Origin of the sequence: Serratia sp. CY33802 (assembly GCF_052169095.1) — a bacterium.
Taxonomy (GTDB): Bacteria; Pseudomonadota; Gammaproteobacteria; order Enterobacterales; family Enterobacteriaceae; genus Serratia; species Serratia bockelmannii.
Genome location: NZ_JBJNLL010000001.1, coordinates 411,709 through 431,846, shown reverse-complemented (window position 1 = coordinate 431,846; position 20,138 = coordinate 411,709). Strand labels below are relative to the sequence as shown.

19 protein-coding genes are annotated in these 20,138 nt (G+C 62.9%); 5 read left to right on the top strand and 14 right to left on the bottom strand.

All coding sequences use genetic code 11. From position 1 onward, the window contains the following. Window positions 1-11 precede the first annotated feature (11 nt). Both ACJ8HA_RS02070 and ACJ8HA_RS02065 read left to right on the top strand, forming a co-directional pair. Window positions 12-1,205: an ABC transporter substrate-binding protein gene (locus ACJ8HA_RS02070; RefSeq protein WP_164067422.1), complete on the top strand. Its 1,194-nt coding sequence runs from the start codon at window positions 12-14 to the stop codon at window positions 1,203-1,205. 144 nt (window positions 1,206-1,349) lie between these two features. Further along, window positions 1,350-2,450 carry a glycosyltransferase family 9 protein gene (locus tag ACJ8HA_RS02065; RefSeq protein WP_025303438.1) on the top strand — a complete coding sequence of 367 codons (1,101 nt, stop codon included), beginning with the start codon at window positions 1,350-1,352 and terminating at the stop codon, window positions 2,448-2,450. Here the strand turns inward: ACJ8HA_RS02065 and ACJ8HA_RS02060 are convergent. The 8 genes from ACJ8HA_RS02060 to ACJ8HA_RS02025 form a co-directional block, all read right to left on the bottom strand. Next, window positions 2,389-3,612 (bottom strand): O-antigen ligase family protein, encoded by a 1,224-nt coding sequence (locus ACJ8HA_RS02060; RefSeq protein WP_442515170.1) that lies wholly within the window; start codon window positions 3,610-3,612, stop codon window positions 2,389-2,391. The two genes, ACJ8HA_RS02065 and ACJ8HA_RS02060, sit on opposite strands and share 62 nt — an antisense overlap. Beyond that, window positions 3,590-4,498 (bottom strand): sugar glycosyltransferase, encoded by a 909-nt coding sequence (locus tag ACJ8HA_RS02055; protein WP_025303440.1) that lies wholly within the window; start codon window positions 4,496-4,498, stop codon window positions 3,590-3,592. Before ACJ8HA_RS02055 ends, ACJ8HA_RS02060 begins: the two co-directional genes overlap by 23 nt. A gap of 291 nt (window positions 4,499-4,789) precedes the next feature. After that, on the bottom strand, window positions 4,790-5,902 hold the full coding sequence (locus ACJ8HA_RS02050) for an alkylhydroperoxidase domain protein (RefSeq protein WP_049203570.1): 1,113 nt from the start codon (window positions 5,900-5,902) through the stop codon (window positions 4,790-4,792). Then, a complete protein-coding gene (locus ACJ8HA_RS02045) occupies window positions 5,899-6,942 on the bottom strand; it encodes a putative FMN-dependent luciferase-like monooxygenase (RefSeq protein WP_043143170.1) in 1,044 nt (347 codons plus the stop codon). The genes ACJ8HA_RS02050 and ACJ8HA_RS02045 overlap by 4 nt, the downstream gene beginning before the upstream one ends. Then, window positions 6,939-8,597: a dipeptide ABC transporter ATP-binding protein gene (locus ACJ8HA_RS02040; protein WP_049203573.1), complete on the bottom strand. Its 1,659-nt coding sequence runs from the start codon at window positions 8,595-8,597 to the stop codon at window positions 6,939-6,941. The genes ACJ8HA_RS02045 and ACJ8HA_RS02040 overlap by 4 nt, the downstream gene beginning before the upstream one ends. After that, window positions 8,594-9,484 (bottom strand): ABC transporter permease, encoded by an 891-nt coding sequence (locus ACJ8HA_RS02035; RefSeq protein WP_060447887.1) that lies wholly within the window; start codon window positions 9,482-9,484, stop codon window positions 8,594-8,596. Before ACJ8HA_RS02035 ends, ACJ8HA_RS02040 begins: the two co-directional genes overlap by 4 nt. Continuing rightward, window positions 9,481-10,425: an ABC transporter permease gene (locus tag ACJ8HA_RS02030; protein ID WP_049208728.1), complete on the bottom strand. Its 945-nt coding sequence runs from the start codon at window positions 10,423-10,425 to the stop codon at window positions 9,481-9,483. Before ACJ8HA_RS02030 ends, ACJ8HA_RS02035 begins: the two co-directional genes overlap by 4 nt. 9 nt (window positions 10,426-10,434) lie before the next feature. After that, window positions 10,435-11,994, bottom strand: a complete 1,560-nt coding sequence (locus tag ACJ8HA_RS02025) for a TIGR04028 family ABC transporter substrate-binding protein (RefSeq protein ID WP_421117544.1) — start codon at window positions 11,992-11,994, stop codon at window positions 10,435-10,437. 241 nt (window positions 11,995-12,235) lie between these two features. Here ACJ8HA_RS02025 and ACJ8HA_RS02020 point away from each other — a divergent pair, with 241 nt between their 5' ends. After that, a complete protein-coding gene (locus ACJ8HA_RS02020) occupies window positions 12,236-12,478 on the top strand; it encodes a hypothetical protein (RefSeq protein WP_025303447.1) in 243 nt (80 codons plus the stop codon). Between the two features lie 15 nt (window positions 12,479-12,493). Here ACJ8HA_RS02020 and ACJ8HA_RS02015 read toward each other — a convergent pair whose 3' ends face one another. After that, a complete protein-coding gene (locus ACJ8HA_RS02015) occupies window positions 12,494-13,123 on the bottom strand; it encodes an alanyl-tRNA editing protein (RefSeq protein WP_442515265.1) in 630 nt (209 codons plus the stop codon). An 85-nt stretch (window positions 13,124-13,208) separates the two neighbouring features. Here ACJ8HA_RS02015 and ACJ8HA_RS02010 point away from each other — a divergent pair, with 85 nt between their 5' ends. After that, a complete protein-coding gene (locus tag ACJ8HA_RS02010) occupies window positions 13,209-14,144 on the top strand; it encodes a LysR family transcriptional regulator (protein ID WP_049208721.1) in 936 nt (311 codons plus the stop codon). On the opposite strand, the gene alkB is transcribed toward ACJ8HA_RS02010, so the two are convergent. After that, a complete protein-coding gene (alkB, locus tag ACJ8HA_RS02005; protein WP_043143158.1) occupies window positions 14,127-14,774 on the bottom strand; it encodes a DNA oxidative demethylase AlkB in 648 nt (215 codons plus the stop codon). The two genes, ACJ8HA_RS02010 and alkB, sit on opposite strands and share 18 nt — an antisense overlap. Before the next feature lie 139 nt (window positions 14,775-14,913). Between alkB and rarD the strand changes: the two genes are divergently transcribed. Beyond that, on the top strand, window positions 14,914-15,792 hold the full coding sequence (rarD, locus tag ACJ8HA_RS02000) for an EamA family transporter RarD (RefSeq protein WP_049204989.1): 879 nt from the start codon (window positions 14,914-14,916) through the stop codon (window positions 15,790-15,792). Window position 15,793: 1 nt separating this feature from the next. On the opposite strand, the gene dhbA is transcribed toward rarD, so the two are convergent. The 4 genes from dhbA to agp all read right to left on the bottom strand — a co-directional run bounded on the left by dhbA (window position 15,794) and on the right by agp (window position 20,118). Beyond that, a complete protein-coding gene (dhbA, locus tag ACJ8HA_RS01995; protein WP_025303452.1) occupies window positions 15,794-16,552 on the bottom strand; it encodes a 2,3-dihydro-2,3-dihydroxybenzoate dehydrogenase in 759 nt (252 codons plus the stop codon). 102 nt (window positions 16,553-16,654) lie between these two features. Then, entirely contained in the window at window positions 16,655-17,845 is a 1,191-nt protein-coding gene (locus ACJ8HA_RS01990) for an isochorismate synthase (RefSeq protein WP_197813519.1), read from the bottom strand. Window positions 17,846-18,034: 189 nt separating this feature from the next. Then, a complete protein-coding gene (locus ACJ8HA_RS01985) occupies window positions 18,035-18,727 on the bottom strand; it encodes a 4'-phosphopantetheinyl transferase family protein (protein ID WP_197813521.1) in 693 nt (230 codons plus the stop codon). Window positions 18,728-18,888: 161 nt separating this feature from the next. Next, the gene (gene agp / locus ACJ8HA_RS01980; RefSeq protein ID WP_442515169.1) at window positions 18,889-20,118 is read right to left on the bottom strand and encodes a bifunctional glucose-1-phosphatase/inositol phosphatase; all 1,230 of its coding nucleotides are present in this window, start codon (window positions 20,116-20,118) and stop codon (window positions 18,889-18,891) included. Between the last annotated feature and the right edge of the window lie 20 nt (window positions 20,119-20,138).

Sequence of the window (20,138 nt, the reverse complement as noted above, 5' to 3'; positions counted from 1 at the left end):
GCTGCCACCTCATGACCTCGACACCTTCACCCCGCGGTCGCCCCACGTTACGGGTATTGGGTACTTCGGTGACCTTGCTCGAACTGTTGCGTCAACGGGCAGAGCAGGATCTGGGATTGCATATCGAATATCACATTCACGATGTGCAAGACGCCCAGCGTATCGCCGTTATGCACCCGGAGCGTTACGATCTCTACGACCAATGGTTTCACAACGTGGATTTTGTCTGGCCGGCGCGAGCCATCCAGCCGTTGGAGATTAAGAGGTTGGCTTACTGGGACGAGATTAACGATTTACCTAAACTCGGCGCCCTGTTTCCCGGTGGGCGGTTGGGTGACGGCAGCGTGCCGGTAAACCGCCTGTATGTGCAACATGACCGTAGTCTGAACAGCCGGCCCACCGATCACATCAGCATGCTGCCGCTGACGCATAACGCCGACAGCTTCGCCTATCATGAAGCTCGCTTGCCGCCCGCGCTGCACGAAGAAGAAGAAAGCTGGGGATGGTTGCTGCACCCGGCATTTTCCGGCCAGTCGGCGCTGCAGGACGATGCGGCGATGGGCGGACTGGATGCGGCTCTGGCTGCGCAAGGCGCAGGGCTCACGCGTTTCGCCAACGTTGGCAACCTCAGTCTGGAGGAGATAGACAGCCTGACCGACGCGCTGTCCCTGCTGCATCGCCAGGGGCACTTCGCCGCATTCTGGACCAGCCAGGACGAAGCCTGCCGATTGATTGACGATCCGCGCGTCAATATCCAAAGCCTGTGGGCGCCAACGTATTTTCGTCATCACTCGCGGCAAAAAGATTACCGGCTGGCGACGCCGCGTGAAGGCTACCGCGCCTGGTATGGCGGTCTGTCGCTTTCACGCTGCGCCACCGGTAAAACACTCGACGCCGCCTATGCTTACCTTAACTGGTGGCAATCCGGATGGCCGGGCGCAGTGATGGCCAGGCAGGGATACTATATTTCCAATCCTCAGCGCAGCCGGCCTTACCTGTCTGCCGCCGAATGGGATTACTGGTATGCAGGCAAAGCCGCCAGTGAAGATTTGCCGGACGCTTACGGCAACCCGCTCATCGCTAAGGGGGAAATCCGCGATGGCGGCAGCTATGAGCAGCGCATGAGTCACATTGCCGTCTGGAATTCCGTGATGGATGAACATAACTATCTGGTACGACGCTGGCAGGATTTTCTTCGCGCCTGACCGGCGGCGCCCGAAGGCAATTGCAAGCATAACGTTAGCATCTGTCGCAATCTGTTGCGGGCCATTGGCCTGCCGTGGCCGCGCTTGTATGATACGACGCGGCGCCAGACGGTGGCCACCGAACTCAAGCGGAAGCGAACGGCAATGTCTAAACAGTGGAAAATAGCGGCGGCCAACGCCGGTTTGCGTCTCTATACCCGCATCGCGGGCAATTTCCGGCCCGCAGCGAGCTTCGATCCGCAGCAATCCTTTGAACGCATCGTGATTTTCTCCACCAGTGCCCTCGGCGATCTGATGTTCAATACGCCCGCCATCCGCGCACTGTGTGAGCGCTATCCCGGTGCGCAAATCACGTTGGTCTCCAGCCACAAAAACCGGCAGCTGGTCGAAGGCAGCCCCTGCTTTCATGACGTAATTTACTGGGATCATAAGGCTAAAGACATGTTGGGCGTTATCCGGCGCCTGCGAAAAAACCGGCCGCAGCTGGCGGTCATCCTGCACTCGAAGGCGCCTTATGACGTGCTGGTCGCCATCACCGCCGGCTGCCAATACCTGTTCAAAGACATTTATGGCAACAAACCGAGCGGCATGGAACGCTGGCTGACCGGCGTCAGCCGCAGCACCGGCGGCCATTTGATTCAGCGCAAGCTGGATATGGTGGGGCAATTGGGATGCCGTACCGACAATCCTGACATGTTCATCCCGGTCGCCCTACCCGCACTGGCGAAACCGACGGGCAAGATCCCGATCGGCTTTCAGATGGGCGCCTCCGAAACGCTGCGTCGTTGGCCGGTCGAACGCTTTGTTCAGCTGGCGCAACGGCTGCTGGCGCACTCCCCCGACTGCCAGATCGAGTTGATTGGCAGCAAGGCGGAGCGCAGCCTCGAGCGGGAATTTATGGCGGGTTTGAGTGAGGAACAGCAACAGCGGGTGGTAAGCCATATCGGCGCGACCACGTTACCGCAACTGCTGGCGACCATCGCCAATCTGCAGGTGCTGGTGACCGGCGATACCGGCCCGCTTCACCTCGCCGTGGCGTTGAAAACCGCCACCGTCAGCCTGTTCGTCACCGCTAACCCGCGGCATACCGGCCCCTATCAGGACAGCGAGCGGCATCAGGTGATGCACGTGCCGGTTGATAGCGCCGCGCTGGATACGGCCCAGCGCAGCCAACCGCTCAGCCTCATCGCGGCGGAACAGGTGCTGGAGAAGACCCTGGCGGCGTTACCGCCGGTACACCCCTGATCGGCAACCGCTTAGGCTGCGACAGCAGCATCGCCAGCGGCAGCCAAAACAGGTACCAAAACTCCGCCGGATTGGCGATCACAAACATGCCCTGCGAACTGTAGAACACCAGCATAAACAGAAACATGGCCGCTTCCCAACGCCGCCCTGCGCGCCAGTGCGCGATGGCGAGCCGCGCGCCATATCCCAGCAGCGCCAGCAGCAGCAGGAAACCCACGCAGCCGCCCTTCAGCAACGCGCCGAGGTACAGGCTGTGCGTGGTGTGGTTCAGCTCGCCGGTGTAATTGAGAAAGTTAAGCTGCTTATCAAAGCCGTAGCCGAAGAACGGCGCCTGTCCGATCAGCGCCAGGCTGTGGCGCCAGATGCTGATGCGAACAAAGCTCTGTTGATACAGCTCGCCAAAACGCGTCAGCAACATTTCGCCGATCGCGCTGTAAACGACGACAAGAACCACAGCCAGCACACCGGGCAACAGAAACCACAGCCACCGTCCCGGCCGGTGTCGATAAGGCATCGCCACTACCACCGCGAGCGCCAGTGCGATCAGCGGGCCGCGGCTTTGCGTCAGCACCATGAATGCCAGCAGAGGCGGGATAAAGCACAGCGCCGCTTTTTGCCCGGTATCGCGGAAAATTATCAGGCTCAACAAAATGGCGATGGCGGCGTAACCGGCCAGATCGATCACGTTGCTCGGCCCCGGATTGCGGGCGGTGGTTTCCCGCAGATGATAAATCGACGGGGCGTCTACCAGCGTCAGATACAGGCACAGCGCCGTCATGCCGGCCAGGATCGCCCACAGCAGTTGATGACGCCGCTCACCGTCGAGCAGCGTCACCAGCCAGGCGAGATAGAGCAGGATATAGGCGCTGTGGGTCAGGGCCGACGGCATGTCGCCCGGCGTCTCGCCCCACAGCGCACTGAGGGAATAATAAAGCAAAAACATCAGCGCCAGCCCGCCGCCCCAGCGCGCCTGACGATTGGCCCACAGCTGCCGCCGCAGCGGCGGCCAGGTGAACACGGCGGCCAGCCACAGCAGCGCCGCCAAATGAAACAGGTTGTTGACGCGGGTCTGCCCGCAAAAGATCGCGCTGAAAAACGCGAAGGCTAAAAACAGCGCGCTGCCGAAGCGATAACACCGCTCAGGCTTGCTGAAAGTAAACATTGCCGTCCACCTTCTCGAAGATATCGCTGCCGATAGCGCTGTGCAGGGAGAGGTTTTTAATCGCGATCTGCTGCTTTTTCATGATCGCGCCGGCGTGTCGAAAAGCGGGGATCACCAGCGACGCCACCTTGTCCGCCAGGAACGTCGGCAAGCGATCCTGCTCGGTTTCGTAAAAGCGCGGCTGGTGGAAGTTGTTCATGTCCAGTCCGGCGATAAACAGCTGCCTGAAGCCGAGATAGGCGATGATTTGCAGCGCCCAATAGGCCACGGTGCCGGCATCGAAAATGCCGCAGCGGATATCCTGGCTAAAGCCGAGCATGCGGCTCTCGGCGGCAAAGACCACGCCGTTTTCCCGGCAGTAGTGATCCCACAGCGCGCCGCTGTCGATCCGAGGGCGGTAAATCTTGCAGGCCGCGTCTTCGACGATCGCCAATCGGCAACCGATCGCCGCCGGGCCAAAGCGATCGAGAATGCGCGCCACGCCGTGCACGGTGGTGAACAGCGTCAGCTCAGGCCGTTGAATGACGTCGCGCACGATCTCTGGGCGGCTGTCGATAAACCCCATGTCCACGATGACGTAGAAGCGAAAATCCACCTGCCGATGCAGAAAATAGGCGCCGTTGACCCCGATGGCGGGCATGGCGGGAATATTTTCGAAGCGCAGCGCCTTCACCGACGGGCCGGTAGCCGTCAGCAGCACCTCTCCCCGGCAACTGCTGCGCAGTTCGCTCAGCGGGACGATCGGCACCGCCCGGTGCTTGTACCATAAGGCGGCGATTTCACCGCCTTCGCCGCGCGCGATCTTCACGTAGGGCCAGAGGTTTTCGTTATGCCGATAAGGGCGCGCGTGGGAATAGCGGTAGATCTGCTTAAAAAAAGAGCCCATGGTGGCGATGTCCTGTCCAGAGTGCGTGACGATACCTACAGAGGCATCTTTCTGTATGCTCAGAATTTAAAAACGTGTCAGCACTGGCCAGGCTGCCCAGCGAGTATCTAAATATTCGTTTAGTCGGGCAATTTTTGTAATTTGAATTATCTGTCTGCGTATCGGCAAAAGATGCGTCAAAATGTTAATCGGGTGAGAAACTGTTACAGCGCGTAACAATAACGTCAATGGCAATACCCGAGCGCGTTCAGGCGGCAGCCAACGGCGCTGCCGCCTGAACGGTTAAGAGGATCAGAGATAAGGTTCGCCCAGCGTCAACATCAACCGGTTGGCCCAGGCAAAAAACGCCGTCGCCTGCACCAAATCCAACAGCGCCAGCTCATCCAGGCCCTGAGCGCGCAACGCCGCCAGCTGCCCGGCGTCGGCCTGCGGCGGCGTTGCGGATAGTGCGGCGGCAAAGGTTATCTGCGCTTGCCAGGCGTCATCCTGCCCCTGGCTCAACGCGCCGCCCGGCGCCACCGCCAGCAACCGATCTATCTCGGCTTCGCGCTTCGACAGCTGCGCCGCCTTGCGCGCATGCACCGAGGCGCAGTAGATGCAGCCGTTCACCTTGCTGGCGACCGTTGCCGCCAGCTCGCGATCCTGCCGCGCCAACCCGCCGGAGGTATAAAAAATCGCCCGGTCCGCCAGCGTGCGTTGTTCCAGCACCGGATGGTTGCGCGCCAACAGGCGGAAGTAATCGGAATCGGCGTGGCCAAACCGCTCTAGCAACGCCCGGCCGGCGTCATCGAATTCCGCCAACGGTTTGGCGGCGATCCACGGCTCCCACCCCAGTTCTTGCCGGGTAAACGCCGGCGGCGCGTGACGGCCGCCTCGCGTCGTGCGCTCCGTACGCCAGCGGCCGGCCGTTACCGGCTGATGCGCCGCAGCGTCGTCCGTCTTGCCGCCCAACAGCCGGTAGCCCCGCAGCAAGCGGCTTTGGAAACTGACAAAGGCGATTAACTGCGACAATGTGACGATGGCGTCCAGCGACCAGCCGGCCTGCCGCAGCGCCTGCAAGTGCTGGGCGTTGGCGTTGGCCGGTTGAAACGCCAACCGTTCTGCATGCGCCAACGCCAGCGGCAGCCGCTCGTCTTCCGGCGCGTCGCCCTGACGTTCCAGCAGAGCAGCGTAGTGCGCGGCCAAGCGCGGCTCGCCGTGCCATTCACTGATGCGCTGAGCCAAGCGCAGCCGCTGCGCCAGCGGAAAATCGCCGGCGTCCGCAGGCGCAAACAGCGCCAGATAGCTGGACTGAACGGCATCGGTCGCCGCCTGACGGGTGGCTCTGGCCTGCGCCAGCGTGGAATCCGGCGCAATCTCGGCCAGTTCGGCCAGCAGATCGACCTGGTGCGATAATGTCGTCATAGCTTTTCCTCAACGTGATATTCATAAGCAGCGGCAGGCGTGCCGCGCCGCCAGCCCAGTTCAGGGGCCACGTGGCGGGCGATAAGATCGATAGAACGCAGAATATGGGCGTGCGGTGGATCGATAGAGTGCACCTGAAACGCCAGATCGGTGACGCGCGCCAGCGCGCTGTCCCGTTGCAGCGAGGCTATCACCTGATCTGGCGTGCCCAAGTGCACGTCGAAAGCGCGGATCAGGCCGTCGAGCGACGTATCGGCCAACCGGTGGCCGCTGGCGCGCATACGCTCCAGCCCACGGCTCAACCCGGCCGTGGCGAAGTCGCGCGCCTGCTGGCCGTTCTCGCTGACAAACGCGGTGCGCGACCCCATGATGCGCGGTGCCACCCCTGGCGGCAGCGCCGCCAGATAAGCGTCAATGATCGGATTCTGCAGTTCGTCCAGCGGCAGGTCAGGCGCGTCCGCGGGGCGCGGCTGCGTGCGCGACAGCATCAGGCCGTCACCGGCGCGGCCTGCCCGTTCCCCCCCTTCCACCGAGAACGTGGCCTGCCAGACACGTTGCGCCAGCTGCGGCGCCGCCGGGTACAGCCGGTTGTCTTCGCCGCCCAACGCCTCTGCGCGCCAGGCACTCAGCAACGTGCGCAAATTCTCGGCGAATGCCGTGTTGCGCTGACCGGCGTCGAGACCGAAAGCGGCGAAAGAAGACGGCGTGCCGCCGCCGGCCACGCCCACCTCCAGTCTGCCGTCGGACAACAGATCCAGCACCGCAGTGTCTTCCGCCACCCGCAGCGCCGACTCCATCGGCAACGTGATCACCCCGGTGCCCAGCCGGATACGGCGGGTGCGTGCCGCCGCCTGCGCCAAAAACACCAGCGGTGATGGCAGACCGCCCTCATCAGCATGAAAGTGGTGCTGCGCCACCCAAGCGGTGTCGAACCCGGCTCGTTCGGCGTGCACGATCTGTTCGATCGCCAGCCGGTAGCGCTCCTGCGCGCTGCCCTGATCCAGCAATCGGGTGAAGAAACCGAGTCTTTTTCCGCTCATATCGCCTCCTCAAATTTTGGCTGTCCGGCATGCGATGCGCGGCCGGGAATGGCGGCGATCAATTGACGGGTGTAATCGCTCCCCGGCATGGCGAACAGCTCGGCGGTGGCGCCGCCGTCCACCCGTTCACCGCGGTGCAATACCGAAACGCTGTGCGAAATCCGCCGCACCGTCGCCAGATCGTGAGAAATAAACAGGTAGGTCAGGTCCCGCTCCTGCTGCAACTCTTGCAACAAATGCAGGATCTGCGCCTGCACCGTGACGTCGAGCGCCGACGTGGCCTCATCCAATACCAATATTCGCGGTTGCAGCACCAGCGCGCGGGCAATCGCCACCCGCTGACGCTGGCCGCCGGACAACTCGTGCGGCCTGCGGTTCAGCAAATCGGGCGGCAGCGCAACCCGTTCGAACAGCTCACGCACCCGCCGATCGCGCTCCGGTTTGCCGATCGGCGCGAAATTCAGCAGCGGTTCTTCAATCACCCGATAGAGAGTCTGTTTGGGATCGAGCGAGCTGAACGGATTCTGATAAACCAGCTGAATGCGCTGCCGAAACTGACGCAGCGCTTCGCCCCTGAGACCGATAACGTTGACGCCGTCGATCAGGATCTGCCCGGCATCCGGCCGCTCGAAGCCCAGCAGGCAACGCGCCAGCGTGCTTTTGCCCGACCCAGACTCTCCTACCAACGCATGGGTGGTGCCGCGCGGCACGCTAAACGACACACTATCCAGCGCGCGGAACCCCTGGCCGCCGGACAGCCGAAAATCCTTCACCAGCGCCTGAACCACGATCGCCGGCGGCTGCCCGCTGCGTTTCGGCGGCGGCGCAACGGCGCCGCTCAATGAAGGCACATCGGCAAACAGTTTGCGGGTGTATGCGCTGGCAGGCGCGCGCAGCACCTCGGCGGTAGCCCCCTGTTCCTGCACCCGGCCGTGGCGGAACACCAGCAGTCGATCGGCGCGTTCCGCCGCCACGCCCAAATCGTGCGTCACCAGCAACACTGCAGTGCCAGATTCGCGCCGCAGCTCGTCGATCAGATCGAGAATGCGTTTTTGCACCGTCACGTCCAGCGCGCTACTCGGTTCGTCGGCAATGATCAACGCCGGCTGCAGCGCAATAGCGATGGCGATCAATACCCGCTGCTTCATGCCGCCGGAAAGTTGATGCGGAAACTGGCGCGCCCGCAGTTCCGGGTGCGTCAGCCCGACGCGGGTCAACAGTTCCGTCACCCGCTGTTGTACCTGCGCGCGCGGCAACCGGCGGTGAATATTGACGATCTCCGCCACCTGCTCGCCGATGGTTTTTACCGGGTTGAGCGAGCTGGCGGGATCTTGCGGGATCAGGCTGATTTGCGCCCCTCTCACCGCATCCAGCCGCCGCGATGACCAGCCGGCGATATCGGTGCCGTGCAGCCGGATGGTGCCCTGTTCAAGGTGGCCGTTGTCGGCCAGCAAGCCGATGATCGCCTGCGCCGTGGTGGTTTTGCCGGAACCAGATTCGCCAACCAGCGCCACCACCTCGCCCGGCTCAATCGTGAACGACACCTCATGCACCACCCTTCGCCTGCCTTCGTTGCCCTCATAGGCGATGGAAACCTTGTCCAGCGCCAGTACCGGCGGCCGCGCCGCCCGTTGCCATGCCGCTTGCATGCTCATCGCGCTTTTCCTCCCAGCGAACGGCTGATGTGGTTAGCCGCCAACACCACCGCCACCACCACAATGCCCGGGAAGGTGGTCAGCCACCAGGCGGTGGAAATGTAGTTGCGCCCTTCGGCGATCAGTAGCCCCCATTCCGGGGTTGGCGGCGGAGTGCCGTAACCGAGGAAACTCAGGGTGGCGATCGCCAGGATCGCGCTGCCGAACTGCAGCGCCGAGAAGGCGATCACCGAAGTCAGCGAGTTCGGCAGGATATGCCGCCACAGCACCGCCCAAAAGCTACCGCCGCTGCCGTAGGCCGCTTCAACGTAATCGCTGTGCCGCACTCGCACCACTTCCGCCCGTGCCAGACGGGCAAAGTTGGCAACTGAAGTGACACCCACCGCGATGGCGGCGTTGACCGTACCGAAACCAAGCAGGATGATAATGCTCAGCGACAGCAGCAGGCCGGGGATCGACAACAGCACATCGACGACGCGCATCACCGCGTCGTCCGCCACGCCGCCCAACGCACCGGCGATCAGGCCGAGCGCGGTGCCGAACACCAACCCCAGCGCCACCGCCACTACCGCGCCGGCCAGGGTTTGCGACGCGCCGTACACCATGCGCGCATACAGGTCGCGTCCCAGCTGATCGGTGCCAAGCCAATGGTCACCGCCGGGCGCCAGCCGCTGCGCGCCGGCAATGCCTTCGGTGCCGCTATAGGCGGTAAACAGCTGCGGCGCCAACGCCCACAGCACCACCAGCGCAATGACCGCCCAGGCCAGAAAAAGCGTCAGGGGGACACGGCGGCGGCTCGGACGACTGGCGGGCAGCGCGCCTTCACTTTCAGCGCCGGACAGATCGCGCTCAGGAACCGTGGCTTTTTCAAAGGAGATACTGCTCATAGGGATGCTCCTGCCTGGGTTTTCAGCCGCGGATCCAGCAGTGGGAACAGCAGATCCACCAGCAAATTGATGATGACGAAAGCGGTGGCCGAGATCAGCACTATCGCCTGCAGCACCGCCACATCCTGGTTGACCACCGCTTGCTGGGTTAATTGCCCCAGGCCGCTGCGGCCAAACACGGTTTCGGTGATCAGCGCCCCGGCGATCAGTTCGCCGAACAGCATGCCGGCGATGGTCAGCGCCGGCAGCATGGCGTTGCGCGCCACATGCCGCCATAGCACCCCGCTGCGGCTGGCGCCCTTGGCCCGCGCCACCGCGACGAACGGCTGGGTTTGCACCGCATCGATGCTGCGGATCAGAATTTGCGCCAACGGCGCAGAGATCGGCAGCGCCAGCGTCGCGATCGGCAAAATCAACCCCTGCCACTCGCCGGGGTTAATGATCGGGATCAGCTTCAGGCGGAACGAAAAGAGCTGAATCAGCACAATGCCCAGCCAGAAGGTGGGCACTGAAACGAACAGCGACGGCAGCATCTGCAGCGCCGAACGCAGCCAGCCGAAGCCGGTCAGGTTGGAAGCAAAAGCGATAATCAGCGCCAGCAGCAACGCCACCGCAAAGCCCAGTACCGCCAACTGCAGCGTGGCGGGCAGATTAGCCGCCAGCAGCGCGGTAACCGGCACCCCGGCCTGCATTGAGAAGCCCAAATCGCCATGCAGCACGCTGCCCAGGGTATGCAGATACTGCCGCCACAAGGGGACATCCGCGCCATAGGCCGCGCGCATGTCGGCGATCTGCGCCGGGCTCAGCCCCATGTCCGGGTTCTGGAATTTGATCAGGATCGCATCGCCCGGCAGCACCTGCAGCAGGAGGAACGACAGGGTAAAGGCCGCCCACAGCACCAATGCCGCCTGCCCGATGCGCCCTGCCAGATATCGCTTCATTGCGCCCCCTTAATGTTTCTCTAACCAGGCGCCGTAGAAGCTCGGGCGGCCGACCGCTTCGAAGCTCACCCCCTTCAAATAAGGCGCGCCGGCGAACACCTGCGGCTCCTCAAAAAACGGGATCACGTAGGCCTGGTCAATCAGGTAGTTTTGCGCCTCACCGGCTGTCTGCAGGCGCTTTTGCGCGTCAACCTCGGAGGCAATGCCGAGCAGCAGGGCGTTCAGCTTGTCATCGCTAAAATTGCTGTTGCTGCTGGTACCGCCCTTCTGCAGCAGCCCATCGCGATTGGTTGGATAAAACTGACTTTTGATCACGTCCGGATCGGCGCGCCCCACCTCCACCACCGTCGCCGGGGTTTTCTGTGGGTCGAGATTATCCGCCACCCGGCTGCCGGCGTCGCCCGCCAGAATGTTCAGCCGCGCGCCGACCTTCCCCCACTGCTGAGAAACCAGCTGCAACACCGCCTTGTTCTGCGGCTGCGGCAACGATTCATACACCGTCAGCACCAGCTTCTTGCCGTCCTTTTCCCGCAGCCCGTCGCCGCCCTTTTTCCAACCCGCTTCATCCAACAGCCGGTTAGCCTGCTGCGGGTCAAATTTCAGCTTGTCGGACAGATCGACAAAGCCGGCGGCCGAGGAGGCGATCACCGATTTGGCCTGCGGGTAGTTGGCGGAGAACAGCGTATCGACGATCTGTTTGCTGTCGGTGGCATGCAGCAGCGCCTGACGCACGCGCAGATCGGCCACCAGCGGGTTATCCGGCCGGAAAGCGATGCTGTCGTTGACGCCGCGCGTCGGTGCGGCATAAATGATAAAGCCCTGATCCTGCGTTTGCTTCTCGTCATAGGCCTGGATCTGGCGGATAAAATCCGCCTGCCCGGCCTGCAGCGCACCGATGCGCACGCTGTCCTCACCGGTGACGATCACCTTGATGCCGTCCAGATTAGCTCGCCCTTGTTGGGGCGATTTGGCCGGCCCCCAGTCATAATCCTTGCGGGCGCTGAGCTCGACCTCACGCCCCAGCGTTTCGCCGCTGACCACAAACGGACCGGAACCGATGATATGGCGCGCATCGCCCAGTTCGTCGTAGCTGCGGTTCAACGTGCCGAGCGATACCAGCCCGGAGCCAATAGTGGCGGTGCCCTGCAGGAAACCCGGCGACGACCGCGTGAAGTAGAATTTAACCGTCAGCGGATCCACCACTTCGCTGCGCTGGTAGTTATTGATTACCTCGGAAACCGGCTGGCGTTTCTCCTTGTTGCCCAGCCCGTAAGTGTCGAAGTTCTTCGCCACCGCGTTGGCGTCCAGTGGCGTGCCGTCGGAGAAAGTCACGCCGGGGCGCAGCTTGAAGGTATATTCGGTTTTGTCGGCGTTGCTGCTCCAGGACTCGGCGATCCAGGGTTCAATTTCCAGCGTCTTGGGGTTCTGGTAAGTCAGCTTATCGGTGATCTGATTGAGAATACCGCCGTTGGGGTAAAACCCACCGGAAGGCGGATAAAGATTGGTGTGCGCCTGCTGTTCGAGGTAGATCAGCGTGCCGCCCTGCACCGCCGCCAACGCCGGGCTCATCGCCGCCGCCCCTCCTAACGCCACCGCTATTCCACCGGTTAATACCTTGAAAGAAAACTTAAACATTCGCGCCGCACCCATATTATTTCTGAAAGTTATGGGTTAGATAACAAACCAAATCGGCGGGGAATTGAACGAACTAATTTCGCTAACCAATGGTATAAATCGCACAAGACGCGTCGCTTGGCGACGAATGCATTTTGTTATAAAGTATCAAAACCTCAGCCAAAGGAAGACGACGATGAAAATCCAGCTGTCGCTGCTGTTTCTCAGCCTGTTGGCCGGCAAGGCCGCGGCGTTTCAGTCAAAAGTGCCCGAACCGCGCCCGGAACAGGCGCGCGCGGCGGAACAAAACATCGAAAATCTGTTTTACGGCTTTCACGCCATGGACGCCCAGCCGGTGAACATCGGCAGCTGCGCGGCAGTGCCGGTAGCGGGATGTCAATGCGCATTCTGCACCCAGCTGCGGCAGGCCGGGCGTTGAGCCGCACTCCCTTATTCAACCCAGCTCATACTGCACATTCAACTGCCCTTTCTTCATCTTTATGCCGGTGATCGCGATCGCGCCCACCTCGCCCAGCGCGGCGACATGGGTGCCGCCACAGCCGTAGGCGGGCAGCTCGCCGAAACCGATCTGGCGCAAACCGTCCACCGCCTGCTGGCGGCGCGGTAAATCGGCGGCTATCAAGCGCGCCAGCTCCGCCTGCAAAAAGTCCGCTTCTATCGTCTGCGCATCCGATCCCGGCGCGAAAGTGATGCGCCCTTCCCCCGGCCAATGATGCGCCTTGACCGGCCGCCACCCCCGGGTTTCGCCCAGCCAGCCGATCAGATGCCCGCCGGAGTGCCAACGGGCGTGCAGCCGACGCTGCGCTTCATCGATTTGCATCGTGACCGGCCCGATCGGCAGCGGCGCGGCGGTAAAGTGCACCACGGAATCCCCCTGCTGCTGCACCCGTAGCACGGTGACGCCGTCTAACGCTCCCACATCGGACGGCTGGCCGCCGCCCTGCGGGTGGAACAGCGTGGCGTCCAGCTCCACGGCGTAAGCGCCCGCCTCGGCCGGCGCGCAGCTCAACACCCGTGCCTGGCCCTGTAAATCGTCGCTGTAGTAATAACGTCGTTCGGTCATCATTTTTCTCCTCGGTTCGAAGAGCCATTATATTCATGTCATAATCGGAGCATAATCCGCCGCCATCACAATGGACCTTTGCGTCATGAGCACAAATCTTTCTTACGCGCTGTTGCCCGAAATGGCCATTTTCGTTCAGGTGGTAGAGAGCGGCAGTTTTTCCGCCGCCGCCCGCAAGCTGGGCACTTCGCCTTCCGCCGTCAGCCGCAGCGTGGCGAAGCTCGAGCAGGCGCTGGCGCTGCAGCTGCTGCACCGCACCACCCGCAAACTGCGGCTGAGCGAAAGCGGCGAAGAGGCGTTTGCGCACTGCCGCACCCTGCTGGCGGCGGCCGACGCGGTCATGGCGATCGGCGGGCGCGGCGCCGTGGAGCCCGAAGGTCTGGTCAGCGTCAGCGTACCCAAAGCGGTGGGCCGCTTTGTGCTGCATCCGCACATGCCGGAGTTCCTGCGCCGCTACCCAAAGGTGGACGTGAGGCTGCGGCTGGAAGATCGCTACATGGATTTGATCGACGATCGGGTCGATCTGGCGCTGCGCATTACCGATCGCCCGTCGCCCGGGTTGATCGGCCGCCAGTTGATGAGAATAGACCATCTGCTGTGCGCCACGCCGCACTACCTGGCGCAGCACGGCACGCCGCAGCACCCGCACGATCTGGCGGCGCACAGCTGCATCTATCTGGGAGAGACGCCGAGCGATGCGCAATGGAAGTTCCGCCGCAGCGGCAAAACGGTGACGGTCAACGTGCGCGGTCGCTACGCCGCCAACCACACCGGCGTGCGGCTGGACGCGGTGAAACGGCATATCGGCATCGGCAGCCTGCCGTATTTTACCGCTCGCCAGGCGCTCGACGACGGCGAGATCGTGCAGGTGTTGCCGGAATGGGATTTCCTCAGCAGCTATCACGGCGGCCTGTGGTTGCTTTACGCGCCCAACCAGTATCTGCCGCCCAAACTGCGGGTGTTTATCGACTATCTCGTCGCCTGCCTGGCGCAGGAGCCGCCGTTAAAGCGCCTTGCGTAGCGTGATGTTGATGCGGTGCGGCCCCACCAGCGAGTGGTAGCCTTCCTTGACCGGCAGAATGCCGTGAAAACAGAGCCGCGATGGGCCGCCCCACACCACCACGTCGCCGTGCGCCAATGGGATGCGCTGCGCCCGGTCGCTGCGTTGCAGGCCGCCGAACTGAAACACCGCCGGCAGCCCGAGCGATACCGAGACGATCGGCGCGCCGAAGTCGTGTTCGTCTTTATCCTGATGCAGCGACAACTTGCTGCCCGGATCGTAACGGTTCATCAAACAGGAATCCGGCACGAAGGGGCCAAAGCCCGCCTGCTGCGCGGCTTCGTCCGCCAACGCCATCAGGATCGGCGGGATCGGCGGCCAGCGTTTGCCGCTGCGCGTGTCGCGTTCCGAATAGCGGTAGCCGCGGCTGTCGCTGGTCCAGCCGTTGCCGCACCAGCTCATCGCCACCGACATCACGTGCCCGCCGGGCGTGGTCAAATGCCGCCACGGCACCTGGGCCACCACGCCCTGCACCGCCGCCAGCAGTTCCGGCCCGTGATCGCGCACGAAGCCGTGCATCACCACCGCGCCGGGGGCGATCTCTTCGCGCCACGGCGGCGGCAGCGCGTCTTCAAAAAGATCGATTGTCATCGCCATATCCTGTATGAATACACAGTAGTCATTGTAACCCGCCGCCGCCGATTGTCCAGCGCCCGGCAACGCCATTGTCGTTAGCGGCAAATTTCTCTACAGTAGCCGCCATAAAATCAATCACTCACCAGGAATGCGTGTGATTAAGGGCATCACTCTTTCGGTCGTCGCCTCCATCTTGTTCGGCGCGATGTATTACTTCACCTCTACCCTCACCCCGCTGAACGGCGAGCAGGTCTACGGCTGGCGCACGCTGCTGACGCTGCCGTTCCTGACGCTGTTCATGGCGCTGTCCGGCGATTGGCGCAGGGTGAGCGACACGCTGGTCGGGATCGGCCAACGGCCGCAGCGCCTGCTGGGCCTGCTGCTCACCTCGGCGCTGCTGGGGGTGCAGCTGTGGCTGTTCCTGTGGGCGCCGCTGCACGGCAAGGCGCTCGACGTATCGCTCGGCTATTTTCTGCTGCCGCTGACCATGGTGCTGGCGGGCCGTTTGATCTACCGCGATCGGCTGTCGCTGCTGCAAAAGCTGGCGGTGGCGTGCGCCATGGTGGGGGTGGGCAATGAGCTGTATCAGGCGGGCGGCGTATCATGGCCGACGCTGGTGGTGGCGCTGGGCTATCCGCTCTACTTTATTTTGCGGCGGCGTTTCGGCACCGATAATCTCGGCGGGCTGTGGTGCGAGCTGGCGCTGATGCTGCCGGCGGCGGCCTGGTTCGCCTTCGGCGACGGCGGCGCGGCGGCGTTGCCGATCAATGCCGAGCTGTATTGGCGCATTCCGCTACTCGGCGTCATCAGCGCCGTGGCATTGGTGTGTTATATCCTCGCCAGCCGCCTGCTGCCGTTCAGCCTGTTCGGCCTGCTGAGCTATGTGGAACCGGTGCTGCTGGTGATCGTCGCGCTGCTGCTCGGCGAGAGCATCAGCCAAAGCGAATGGCCAACCTATCTGGCGATCTGGCTGGCGGTGCTGCTGCTGGCGGCGGAAGGCGCGCAGCACCTGCTGCGCCGCCAGCGGGTCTGACTCAGGCGGCCAGCGTGGCGCCGCCGTCGATCACGATGTCCTGCATGGTGATGTGGCTGGCCAGGTCGGAGGCCAGGAACAACACCGCGTTGGCGATCTCGTCCGGGCGAGCGATTTTACCCAGCGGGATCCCCAGCTTGAACATCTCGGGGAAGCCGGCGATGGTGCGTTGCTGTGCATCGTCGGTTTGCCACATGCCGCGCTGCATCGGCGTGTCGGTCGAGCCCGGCGACACCAGATTGCACCGCACGCCGAACGGCGCCATTTCCAGCCCCACGCAGTGGTTCAGGCTGGTCAGCGCCGCCTTGGAGGCGCAGTAGGCCGCCATCTGCGCGCGCGGTACGTGCGCGGCGTTGGAGCCGATGCTGACGATCGCTCCGCTGCGCTGCGCCTTGAAGTGCGGCAGCACGGCGCGGAACAGGTAAAACGCCCCCGAGGCATTGACGTTGATGCACTGGTGCCAGTCATCCACGCTCAGATCTTCGGTATTGCCCATGCGCAGAATGCCGGCGGCGTTGACCAACACGTCCAGTTGCGGGTTCTCCGCCAGCTGTTGGCGGCACACCGCCTCCACCTGCTCCGGCCGGCTGATGTCCAGCGTCACGCAAGGGTAAGGCAGATCCGGATTGGCAAACTCGCGGTCAAACCCCACCACCTCGGCACCCTGCGTTAAAAAATGCCGGGCGATCTGCTCGCCGATGCCGCGCGCCGCGCCGGTCACCCACACGCGTTTGCCGGTGAAATCCATCTGAATACTCATGCGCACACCGCCATCCGGGCGCACAGCCGGGTCATGTTGTTGTTCATCGTTGTCTCCTGCGAAAAGGATAGGATGCGGCGCGCGCTGCGCCGCAAAGAGGCCCTACAGCGCGCCGCTGTTCAGGCCGAAAGCGTTGAGCATGGTGCCCAGTTTGGCGGCGGTTTCCAGCCACTCGGACTGCGGCGTCGAGGCGGCGACGATACCCGCGCCGGCGAACAGCCGCACCTGGTTGCCGCGCAGCAGGCCGCTGCGGATGACGATCGCCCACTCGCCGTCGCCGTTGGCGTCGCACCAGCCGACGATGCCGCTGAACAGGCCGCGATCGTACGGTTCCAGATCGGCGATCAGTTGGCGGGCGCTCTCGGTCGGGAAGCCGCACAGCGCCGGCGTCGGATGCAGCAGACAGGCCAACTGCATCACGTTGAGATTCGGGTTCAGCAGCTCGCCGCGAATGCGGGTGGACAAATGCCACATGGTGCCGGTACTGAGCAACGACGGGCCGCTGGGCACGCTCAGGCTGGCGCACAGCGGTGCCAGGTGCCGACGGATGTCGTCGATCACCAGCTTGTGTTCGTATTTGTCTTTGGTCGAGCGCATCAGGCGCTCGCTGCCGAGGCGATCCTGCTGCGGATCGTCCTGACGGCGCGCCGAACCCGCCAGCGGGTTGGTGTGGATCTCGCCGCCCTGCTTGCGGATCAGCAGCTCCGGGCTGGCGCCGATCAGCACGCCGCCATCGGCCAACGGCAGGGAAAAGTGATAACCGGTCGGGTTCTGCACCATCAGGTTATTGAGGATCTGGTGACCCGCCACCGGCTGCTCCAGCTCGATGTCGAGGATGCGCGACAGCACCGCCTTGTCCAGCTTGCCTTGTTTAAAGCGGCTGACCGCTTCCGCCACCGCGTGCTTGAAGCGCGGTTCGTCCGGAATGCTGGTGCAGGCGGCCAGGCGATGCGGCTGTTGCAGCATCGGGCGCGCGGCGCGGGTAAAGCTGTCGTTGGCGACAAACTGGCAGTTTTCAGGCACGTACAGGCAGGAAGGCCGGCGCGTATCGAACGGAATGGCGCCCACCACCACCGGCGTCTCTTGGCCGGCGGCTTTGGCGCGCGCCAGCGCCTGGCGAATATGCTGCGCCAGCGCGCTGCCTTCCTGCTCGCCGCCGAACGCCGGCGTCTCGATACGCTCAAACACGCCGTCGGCGGAGAGGGACCGGAATTCGGACCGGTACAAAAAGGTCGATTGTTCGGCGTACTCAAACCCGGAGAAGGTTTGGTTTTCTGTCGTCAGTGTCGCCACAAGACCACTCCTTTGTTGCGCCCCACCAATGATAATGTTTATGCGAATAATTATCATTAGCTATAAAAGGAGAATAAATTACACCGGATCCCCACCGTGGGTCAATCTCCGATGAATGAATCTTTCCGCCCGCCGCGGCACATCCGCGTTACGGCGAAGCAAGAAATAACACACTGTTATTATTGTGTTTTAGCAAAAAATAAAGGTCGTGACATCGTCACCTTCACGCCAAAAACGCCCGTTAAACCGGCGGCCGGCGGGGCAATTTGGCGTCAAGGTCTTAAGCAACGCTAATACAAACGTCTGTCTCTGCACATCCACGGCGACCATGCGCGCATCGAGAAAATCGAAGTAACAGCGCACCTGCGGATAAAGCGCCTTGAACAGGCTCTCTTTGGCGGAAAACGTCAGCGTCAGCAGTTCGTTGAACGGCAGCGCCTCGCGCAGCAACGCCTCGCGCTCCCCCGCCGAAACGATCGCCCCCCACAGCTCCTCCGCCCGCACGTAGGAGAGCAGCGTCTCCACATCCAACCCAACGCCACCCAGCCCGCGCTCAGGGTGTACGGCACACAGCGCGGTATGCGAATTATGGCTCAGCGCCCCGGCGATGCCCGGCGGCCACTGCGGCGCGCGATCTTCGCCGCGCGCCAGGGTGAAGTCGGCGAAACCGAGCGGCGCCAGCAGCTGCCGCGCCAGAACACGCCCGGCCAGATACTCCGCACGGCGTTTCGGCACCGCGCGCGCCAGGTGGTCCGGCAGCGCAAAGCCCGCCTCGGGAAAACTCTCGTCGCGATACTCCGCCAGCGCAAAATGGCAGCGCGCGACCTGGCCCGGATAGCCGTCCGGCGTGAAAAATTCGATATTGCGGATAAAAGTGGGCAACGGCGATATCCATGATAAGCAGGCAGGCTGATGATGTTAGCCCCCGAACCGGCCTGCAACAATGACCCTGGGCAAAATAAATGGCGTTAAGGCCGGCATGGCGGCGCGTTATCCGGGATGGGGAGAAGCCTCTCCCCCGCGATCGGAAGAGAGGCCGGGCATTACAAGATGCCTTTCATGGTCTTTTCGAAATCGCTCCAGGCACAGAAGCCGTCTTTGTCGATCGGGCAGCCTTTCAGCGCCAGCTTCACGCGCTGCGGCGGGGTTTGCAGCGTCAGCGGCGTCGCCTTGCGCAGCTGTTCGGTGGACTGATAGACGTACTCAATCTTCAGCAATTCACGGTCGTTCTGCGCGTCGCGCCAGCGCTGGAACACCAGTTTGCCGCCGATCGGCGTTTTCTCGTACTGCTGCGGCAGCTGATACGGCTGGAACTGCATGGCCGACAGCAGCGAGGCGATATTGGAGTCGTGGCCGACCAGCACCGTCAACTTCGGCGCGTCCGGTTTGCGCTCGCCCAGCAGCGCGTTGTTGATGTAGGTCAGCAGCGGTTTGGCGACGTTTTGCGCCACCACCGGCGAGGTGAACAGCGAATCCTGATAGCCGTCTTTCAACTGCGCCAGCTGCTGCCACTGATGCGGGGTGGCGATTTTGCCCCAGGCCACCTCTTTCATCGGGAAACCTTCGTAATACTGCAGCATAAAGGCGTCCACCAGCGAGTTGCCCACCCGCAGCGGGCCGGAGACGCCCGGCTCTTTGCCCGGCACCGCGCTCATCACGCTGGCTTCTTTGGTCAGGTCACAGTGTTTGTCGGTCTTGCAGGCGGCGGAATCCTTGTAGTCGATGATCTTCGCCAGCTGTTGGTAAGCCGCGTCCAGCTTCAGCGATCCCAGCGCGGCGTTCATCGCCGCCAGCGCCTGCTGGTTGAAGGCTTCGCTGGTGTCAGTGATGATCGGGTTGAAGGTCGGATCCATCTCGCCCATCTTGTCCTGATGGTGCACGCTGACGTCGCAGCCAGGGAACGCACCGTTGCTGAAGAACTGCGCAGTGGCCACCGTGCGCTGCAGGCTGTTGGCGTAGACGTACACGCTGCCGGCGGTCGGGCAGCCCTCTTGCGGCAACAGGCCGGTCTGCTTCAGCCAGGCGTTGAAGTAGTGCCCCATATACACTTCCAGCACCCCGCCCTTGGTGGTCAGCTGGCCGCCCGGCGTTTCCCAGGCCGGCCAAGCCTTCGGCGTGGACTGCGCCAACACGCTGCCGTTGTTGGCCAGCGGCGCACGCAGGTTATGGCGGCTCATCACCAGCACCTGCTCCAGTTGATAACCGCCGGCGTCCGCCAGCGCATTCCCGGTGAATAACAAAGGCAGGCACAGCAATAACGTTTTTTTTCTCATCCGCAGAGGCTCCCGGAAAA

What these genes read in the sequence shown, in the direction of transcription:
- ACJ8HA_RS02070 (WP_164067422.1), top strand. Translation starts at nt 12, where the DNA reads ATGACCTCGACACCTTCACCCCGCGGTCGCCCCACGTTACGGGTATTG.
- ACJ8HA_RS02065 (WP_025303438.1), top strand. Translation starts at nt 1,350, where the DNA reads ATGTCTAAACAGTGGAAAATAGCGGCGGCCAACGCCGGTTTGCGTCTC.
- ACJ8HA_RS02055 (WP_025303440.1), bottom strand. Translation starts at nt 4,498, where the DNA reads ATGGGCTCTTTTTTTAAGCAGATCTACCGCTATTCCCACGCGCGCCCT.
- ACJ8HA_RS02030 (WP_049208728.1), bottom strand. Translation starts at nt 10,425, where the DNA reads ATGAAGCGATATCTGGCAGGGCGCATCGGGCAGGCGGCATTGGTGCTG.
- ACJ8HA_RS02050 (WP_049203570.1), bottom strand. Translation starts at nt 5,902, where the DNA reads ATGACGACATTATCGCACCAGGTCGATCTGCTGGCCGAACTGGCCGAG.
- ACJ8HA_RS02045 (WP_043143170.1), bottom strand. Translation starts at nt 6,942, where the DNA reads ATGAGCGGAAAAAGACTCGGTTTCTTCACCCGATTGCTGGATCAGGGC.
- dhbA (WP_025303452.1), bottom strand. Translation starts at nt 16,552, where the DNA reads ATGAGTATTCAGATGGATTTCACCGGCAAACGCGTGTGGGTGACCGGC.
- ACJ8HA_RS02015 (WP_442515265.1), bottom strand. Translation starts at nt 13,123, where the DNA reads ATGACCGAACGACGTTATTACTACAGCGACGATTTACAGGGCCAGGCA.
- ACJ8HA_RS02010 (WP_049208721.1), top strand. Translation starts at nt 13,209, where the DNA reads ATGAGCACAAATCTTTCTTACGCGCTGTTGCCCGAAATGGCCATTTTC.
- ACJ8HA_RS02040 (WP_049203573.1), bottom strand. Translation starts at nt 8,597, where the DNA reads ATGAGCATGCAAGCGGCATGGCAACGGGCGGCGCGGCCGCCGGTACTG.
- alkB (WP_043143158.1), bottom strand. Translation starts at nt 14,774, where the DNA reads ATGACAATCGATCTTTTTGAAGACGCGCTGCCGCCGCCGTGGCGCGAA.
- ACJ8HA_RS02020 (WP_025303447.1), top strand. Translation starts at nt 12,236, where the DNA reads ATGAAAATCCAGCTGTCGCTGCTGTTTCTCAGCCTGTTGGCCGGCAAG.
- agp (WP_442515169.1), bottom strand. Translation starts at nt 20,118, where the DNA reads ATGAGAAAAAAAACGTTATTGCTGTGCCTGCCTTTGTTATTCACCGGG.
- ACJ8HA_RS02035 (WP_060447887.1), bottom strand. Translation starts at nt 9,484, where the DNA reads ATGAGCAGTATCTCCTTTGAAAAAGCCACGGTTCCTGAGCGCGATCTG.
- ACJ8HA_RS02060 (WP_442515170.1), bottom strand. Translation starts at nt 3,612, where the DNA reads ATGTTTACTTTCAGCAAGCCTGAGCGGTGTTATCGCTTCGGCAGCGCG.
- ACJ8HA_RS02025 (WP_421117544.1), bottom strand. Translation starts at nt 11,994, where the DNA reads ATGAGCCCGGCGTTGGCGGCGGTGCAGGGCGGCACGCTGATCTACCTC.